Source organism: Defluviitalea phaphyphila, from assembly GCF_001466305.1.
GTDB lineage: Bacteria > Bacillota > Clostridia > Lachnospirales > Defluviitaleaceae > Defluviitalea_A > Defluviitalea_A phaphyphila.
In genome coordinates, this window is record NZ_JWID01000037.1 from 1 (window position 1) to 7,119 (window position 7,119).

Below are 7,119 nucleotides of genomic sequence, written 5' to 3' on the forward strand. Positions count from 1 at the left end.
ACAGCTTTTACTTTATGTCAACAACTTTTTTAATGTTTTTTCTTCTTCCATTTAATAAGATTTATGGAATGTTTTGTCGAACTGCGTCAACGAAAATTATTATAGCAAGAACACTTTTGCTTGTCAATACTTTTTTCTTTTTTATTATGTTCAAAAAAATATTTTTTTATTCTTTTTCAAAAATATTAATCTTACTATTACATAAAACTATAGAGAATATTAAGATAATTTATATATCTTAATATTCTCTATTTATATTATAGTTAAGATTTTAAATTATTATTTGAATTTTTATATATTCTATCCCCCACCAATAAAGCTCCTATAGAACTAGCATTATACGATATATCATCTGAAACAACTTTAACAGTAATATCATTAATATCAAGACTTTCTAATGCTATTTTAAATATTTCTTTCAATGGAGATGAACCTCCAATAAATACTTTTTTATAACTTTTTTTGATATCTGCTATAATATAAGGAGCTATATCGTTGTTAATTAAAGCTCCTGCTAAAAAATTAGCTCTTTGATTTGACGTCGTATCTAAGAACATATCCATTATCCTTACATAAAAAGCGGTTTTTGTAATTCCATAATTGCGTTCAAAATCCATACCTTTTAAAATATATTCTTTGTCTATCTCTGTTACCAAATTTTCTAAAAGTGAACTAGAAAGAATTGTAGATGTAGAAAGAGCATGCATAAACTCTCCTAACATAGTTGTAGAACATTTTTCTATTTTATTTTCATCATTAATATATACAAATTTTGTATGAGATCCAGGTAATATAATAAGTGCAGGCCCTTCTACATTACAAAGTTTCATTATACCAAAAGTTTCTACTTCTTCTCCTCTCATGACATCTATTTCATCTAAATTATTAACATTATTTATATTGCTAACGTTATTTTTAACTCCTGGAATAAAAAATGCTGGTTTATTATTTAACCATTGAAACTCTTTTTTTATAGTTCCTTTTATTAAATCTTCTATACCTGCTGGACATTTTATATAGGGAACTTCAACAAGACCTAAATTAGATGTAACCATTCCGGATGCAATAAAATATTCTACATCATCTATTGTCTTATTAATGTATCCAAGTCCTTTTTCTATAATTTTAAATAATTCTTCTTCTAATTTTTTTTTATTTCCCGTAATCGCAACATCTTTTATTCCTATTTTTGATTTAGCTGTAGAAATTATTTTATCATTTTCAATAACTTTTATTCTACTATTAGTTGTTCCTATATCAATTGTCACTACTAACATTTTTATCTACCTTCTTATTTTTAGCTTTTGCAATAACACTTTTTATAATTGGTGTAAATAATGTAATAATAGCAAGTATTAAAAGAACTGCACTAATTGGCCTTGTAAAAAGCACACTAATATCTCCTTCTGACATAATGAGTGATTTTCTAAGTTCTCTTTCAGCCATAGGACCAAGTATTAACGCTAGTACTACTGGTGAAGCAGGAAATTCAAGTTTTTCCATTAGATATCCTATTATACCACTAACAAACATAACAAAAACATCAAATAAATTATTATTAATAGCATAAGAACCTACAATACAAAGAATTAGTATAACAGGTGTCAAAATATATTTTGGAATATTAATAATTTTAGTAAAAAATCTAATACCTATTAATCCCAAAATTAATATAAATATGTTTGCTACGAAAAATCCTGAAAAAATTGTATATACTAATTGTGCATGATCTTTAAATAATAATGGTCCTGGCTGAAGTCCTTGCATAATTAATGCACCTAACATTATTGCTGCAACAGCATCTCCAGGAATACCTAATGTAAGAAGCGGAACCATAGCACCGCCTGTAACTCCGTTATTTGCTGCTTCAGGAGCTGCTATACCTTCTGGCAAACCTGTTCCAAATTTTTCAGGATGTTTTGAAAATCTTTTTGCTTCATTATAAGCAACAAATGCACCTATATCTCCACCTGCTCCTGGTATTATACCTATAAAAGTTCCCATAAGTCCAGAACGTAATACAGTAGTAAATATAGTTTTTAAATCTTTTTTAGTTGGTAATACCCTATTTACTTTTTGTTTAAAATTTGTTTTGCTTATTGCATCTTCCATACTAACAAAAGCTTGAGATAAAGCAAACACTCCAATCATAACAGGAATAAAAGATAAACCATTAAAAAGATTTATATTTCCAAAAGTAAATCTTTGATATCCTGTTACTAAATCAATACCTATTGTAGATACTAATAATCCTACAACCCCTGCTATTAATCCTTTTAGCAAATGCTTACCTGAAATACTAGATATAATACTTAAACCAAACATAGCTAGTGCAAAATATTCTGGTGAGCTGAATTTAAGTGCTATTTTTGCTAACTGTGGTGAAATCAAAGTTAACATAATAACACTAATAATCCCTCCTCCTACAGAGGAAACTGTTGATAAACCAAGAGCTCTTCCAGCTTCTCCTCTTTTTGACATTTCAAATCCATCTAAAGTAGTTGCAGCTGCTGCTGGAGTCCCTGGAGTTTTTAGCAATATAGCAGATATAGACCCTCCGTATATTGCACCTGCATAAATACCAAGCAAAAGCAATATTCCTAGTTCAGCCTCCATACCAAAAGTAAGAGGAAGTAGTAGAGCAACTCCCATAGTTGCTGTTAATCCTGGTAAAGCTCCTATAGCAATTCCTGCAGCAACTCCAAATACAATCATTCCTAAAATTTTTATATTTAATATAGATAAAATTCCATTTACTAATAATTCTGGCATTTGACTCTCCCTCCCTAAGAAAGAAATATTCCTGTAGGTAATGGTACTGATAATAATACTTTGAATATCCAATAAATGCTTACTGTAGCTACAATAGAAGATAATGAAATTTTAATATAATTCTTCATTCCATAAAAACGAATTAAACCAAATAAAAATATAAGTGTCAAAATTATAAATCCAACATATTTTAATAACATTACATAAATTAATAAAGATAAAATAGTTATATAAGCCTTTACTGCTTTCTTTTCAAACAACCCTGTATTTCTTTCATCTTTATTAAAAATGCTTGTAATAATTAGTAACACGCTTAAAACTATTAATATAATCGATAATATTATTGGGAAAAATCCTGGCCCAGTAACCTCACTCCCTCCATAATTAGGAAAATGACTAGCTTCACTTATTACATATATACTAAGTACAATAAATATAAATGCTGAAATTAGATTTGCTTTTCTCAATTACTACCCCCTCCAATTTATTTGTAAATAAGATAGTAAATAAGTATTTCACTTACTTACTATCTTTCACTTAAATATTTATTCTTTTATTGATTCTACAAGTTCTGCAAATAATTCATTTTCTGCATTAATTTTTTCAGTAAATTCTTCTTCATCAAGAATTGCTATTGTTAAGCCGCTATTTTCCATAAATTCAATAAATTCTTCTTTTTGAACTGCTTTATTTAGACCATCTTTTAATATATCAACAACTTCATCTGGTGTCCCTTTTGGTACTGCGAATCCTCTCCATGTACCAATTACAACATCATATCCTTGTTCTTGTAACGTAGGAACATCCGGAAATATTTTAGATCGTTCAGAATCAGCAACCCCCAAAATTTTAAGTTGTCCTGCTTTAACTTGTGCTGCTACTTCAGCTGGACTTACTGTTATAGCATCTATATGTCCTCCTACAAGTGCAGCTATAGCTGGAGCAGCTCCATCATAAGGTATATGATTAAATTTTACATCTGCTTCTTTTTCAATAGCAGCAGCTGCCAAATGCCATATAGCGCCCACTCCTGAATTTCCTACTTTTATTTGTCCTTCTTTTTGTTTAGCTTCATTTAAAAATTCTTCAACTGTATTCCATGGTGCATCTGCTCTAACTGTAATAGCAGCTGGTTCTGCATTAATTTGTAAAATAGGTCTAAAATCATCACTAGTAAAATCTGCTAAATTTTGAGGTGGCAAAGTAGTTAATTCGACACAAATAGTCGTCAATGTATATCCATCAGGTTTTGCATTAGCCCCTTCTCCCATTCCTACTGCTCCACCTGCTCCAGTTTTATTAACAACTACAAAAGGCTCTGGGAAAAACTCTTTTGCAGAATCCATAACTGCTCTTGTTACAACATCTGTTCCACCACCAGCTGAAAATGGAACTATAACTTGTATGGGTTTTTCCGGAAAATTCGCCGCTTCTTTTTCTCCATTGCAACCCATAAGTGTAAAAATTAATATTGCCCCCATTACAATAGATAAGATTGCTTTCATTTTTTTCGCCATAAAAATTCCCCCATTTAATAATTTTATATTTTAAGACCATACAGTCTTAAAATTTACAAATTTCCCGTATTACATTTTTTATAATTAAAAATACTTTCTAATATACAAAATTAACATTTTATGATTCTAATTGTAAAAATTTTTATAAATCCAATATTTTTCATTTAACAATTTTTAATATAAAATAAAATTTATAAATAACATGCTATATAAAAAATCATTCTATAATATAAATATAATTTGTTTTAAATTTATATGATAAAATTAATTTGCAAAAATAAAAAAATAGGCTAAAAGGATTAAGCATACCTTTTTTGCCTATTTCTTAATTAATTTTTTATATGATTTTTAAATTTAACTGCATTATCACTTAAAATCATGGATGTAAGAACACCAATTTTCTACATACTCTTTTACATAGGGTATACAATTTTCTCCATGTTCAGCTATAATTTTTACTATAGCACTTCCTACTATTATACCGTCTGCAGTTTTTAAAATATGTTCAGCTTGCTTTGGATTGGATATTCCAAATCCAACTGCACAAGGAATATCCTTAACTTCCTTTACACTTTCTATCATTTTTATAACATCATTCCCAATAGAATCTCTTACTCCTGTTACTCCCATAGAAGATACACAATATATAAACCCTTCTGCTTCTTTAGCTATCATATGAATTCTGTCTTTAGATGTAGGTGCAATCATTGAAATCATAGTAATATCATATTTTTTACAAAAAGGTATAAGTTCTTCTCTCTCTTCGTAAGGAATATCCGGAACAATTACTGCTGATACATTAACTTCTTTACATTTTTTCATAAACTGTTCTGTTCCATAAGTAAAAATTGGATTAGCATAAGTCATAAATGCTATAGGCACATCACAGGTTTTTCTAACTCTAGTTAACATATCAAATATTTTATCAGTTGTTGTTCCGCCTTTTAAGGCACGATTATCTGCTTCTTGAATTACTGGACCTTCTGCTACTGGATCTGAAAAAGGTATCCCTAACTCTATTAAATCTGCTCCAGCTTCTGATATACTTATAATTAATTTTTCAGTAACTTCTAATGAAGGATCTCCAGCAGTAATAAAAGGAATAAATGCTTTGTTATCAAATACACTTTTTATTACATTATTCATATATATCAACCCCCTTATAACGAGCTATTGCTGCTACATCTTTATCTCCTCTTCCTGAAAGATTTACTACTATAATTTTATCTTTATCCATATTTTTAGCTATTTTTATTGCATGAGCAACAGCATGTGAACTTTCAATAGCTGGAATAATTCCTTCAACCCTTGATAAATATTCAAAAGCAGCTACTGCTTCATCATCTGTAACAGCAACATATTCTGCTCTTCCCATATCTTTAAGATTAGCATGTTCTGGTCCTACTCCTGGATAATCTAATCCAGCAGAAATAGAATATACAGGAGCAATTTGTCCATATTCATCTTGACAAAAATAAGACTTCATCCCATGAAATATCCCTATTGTTCCTTTTGCCATAGTAGCTGCATGTTTATCTGTATTCAATCCTCGTCCAGCTGCCTCACAACCAATTAATTTAACTTCTTTATGGGGAATAAAATCATAAAATATTCCTATAGCATTACTTCCTCCTCCAACACAAGCCATAACAATATCCGGAAGTCTTCCTTCTTTTTCTAATATTTGTTCTTTAACTTCTTTTCCTATTACACTTTGAAAATCTCTCACTATAGTTGGAAATGGATGAGGTCCCATAACAGATCCTATAACATAATGAGTATCATCTACTCTTTTTGTCCATTCCCTCAAAGTTTCATTAACTGCATCTTTTAAAGTTTGAGTTCCACTAGTTACAGGATGAACTTTAGCTCCTAAAAGCTCCATTCTAAAAACATTAAGAGCCTGCCTTTTTGTATCTTCTTTTCCCATAAAAATTTCACATTCCATTCCCATAAGAGCTGCTGCTGTAGCAGTAGCTACTCCATGCTGTCCTGCCCCTGTTTCTGCTATTACTCTAGTCTTTCCCATTTTTTTTGCTAAAAGTACCTGTCCTAAAACATTATTAATCTTATGTGCTCCTGTATGATTTAAATCTTCTCTTTTAAGATAAATCTTAGCTCCACCTAAATCTTCCGTCATCTTTTTAGCATAATAAAGCAAAGAAGGACGTCCTGCATAATTTTCCAATAAATCTTTTAATTCTCTTTGAAATTCTTCATCATTTTTAAAATAATTATAAGCTTCCTCTAACTCTTTAATTGCATTCATTAAAGTTTCTGGAATATACTGCCCACCGTGAATCCCAAATCTTCCTTTTGACATTTTTCATTCTCCTTTACTCTATAATTTTGTATATTAAAAAAAGCTTTCATCCCAAAAAAGGGACAAAAGCTTATGCTTCTGCGGTACCACCCAAATTGGCTTAAAAAAGCCCACTCTTATTGTATACTATCATATACACCCTACTGATAACGGACAGGGTCCCCGTAAGCACCTACTTTAAAAATTTCAGGCTTCCCTCACAAGTCCATTCAGAATAACCTTTGTAACCACATTCGCACCATCTAGTGGCTCTCTTTATACAAATAATTATTCCTACTACTCTTGCTCATAGGTTTATTTATATTTTAATTTTAAAATATTATAAATATAATTATTTTTATCTTTATTTTTGAAGTTTATTTTATCATACTTTAAAAATAATATCTAGTTTTATATATTATTTTTTATGTTTTTATTTATGGTTCGTTGTAAAATTAAATGCAACAGATAAAAAAATATAAAAAAATAATTGACAACCATAGTGAGAAATCATGTATGATTTAGGTG

At 29.6% G+C, this 7,119-nt stretch carries 6 protein-coding genes and 1 other annotated feature; all 6 genes read right to left on the reverse strand.

Translation table 11 applies throughout. The features are described from left to right. Positions 1–263 precede the first annotated feature (263 nt). The 6 genes from OM90_RS11625 to trpB all read right to left on the reverse strand — a co-directional run bounded on the left by OM90_RS11625 (position 264) and on the right by trpB (position 6,612). Positions 264–1,277 carry a 2-dehydro-3-deoxygalactonokinase gene (locus tag OM90_RS11625; RefSeq protein ID WP_058487035.1) on the reverse strand — a complete coding sequence of 338 codons (1,014 nt, stop codon included), beginning with the start codon at positions 1,275–1,277 and terminating at the stop codon, positions 264–266. Next, on the reverse strand, positions 1,258–2,772 hold the full coding sequence (locus tag OM90_RS11630) for a tripartite tricarboxylate transporter permease (protein ID WP_058487036.1): 1,515 nt from the start codon (positions 2,770–2,772) through the stop codon (positions 1,258–1,260). Before OM90_RS11630 ends, OM90_RS11625 begins: the two co-directional genes overlap by 20 nt. 14 nt (positions 2,773–2,786) lie before the next feature. Then, entirely contained in the window at positions 2,787–3,239 is a 453-nt protein-coding gene (locus OM90_RS11635) for a tripartite tricarboxylate transporter TctB family protein (RefSeq protein WP_058487037.1), read from the reverse strand. A 78-nt stretch (positions 3,240–3,317) separates the two neighbouring features. Then, entirely contained in the window at positions 3,318–4,289 is a 972-nt protein-coding gene (locus OM90_RS11640) for a tripartite tricarboxylate transporter substrate binding protein (RefSeq protein WP_058487038.1), read from the reverse strand. A gap of 366 nt (positions 4,290–4,655) precedes the next feature. Continuing rightward, positions 4,656–5,435, reverse strand: a complete 780-nt coding sequence (trpA, locus tag OM90_RS11645) for a tryptophan synthase subunit alpha (protein ID WP_058487039.1) — start codon at positions 5,433–5,435, stop codon at positions 4,656–4,658. Then, positions 5,428–6,612, reverse strand: coding sequence for a tryptophan synthase subunit beta (gene trpB, locus OM90_RS11650; RefSeq protein WP_058487040.1), 1,185 nt, complete (start codon positions 6,610–6,612; stop codon positions 5,428–5,430). Before trpB ends, trpA begins: the two co-directional genes overlap by 8 nt. A gap of 55 nt (positions 6,613–6,667) precedes the next feature. Continuing rightward, positions 6,668–6,911: a binding site (T-box leader), on the reverse strand. Positions 6,912–7,119: the final 208 nt, after the last annotated feature.

Bases quoted from the DNA above. Each gene is read 5' to 3' on its own strand.
- OM90_RS11625 (WP_058487035.1), bottom strand. From the start codon at position 1,277: ATGTTAGTAGTGACAATTGATATAGGAACAACTAATAGTAGAATAAAA.
- OM90_RS11630 (WP_058487036.1), bottom strand. From the start codon at position 2,772: ATGCCAGAATTATTAGTAAATGGAATTTTATCTATATTAAATATAAAA.
- OM90_RS11640 (WP_058487038.1), bottom strand. From the start codon at position 4,289: ATGGCGAAAAAAATGAAAGCAATCTTATCTATTGTAATGGGGGCAATA.
- trpA (WP_058487039.1), bottom strand. From the start codon at position 5,435: ATGAATAATGTAATAAAAAGTGTATTTGATAACAAAGCATTTATTCCT.
- trpB (WP_058487040.1), bottom strand. From the start codon at position 6,612: ATGTCAAAAGGAAGATTTGGGATTCACGGTGGGCAGTATATTCCAGAA.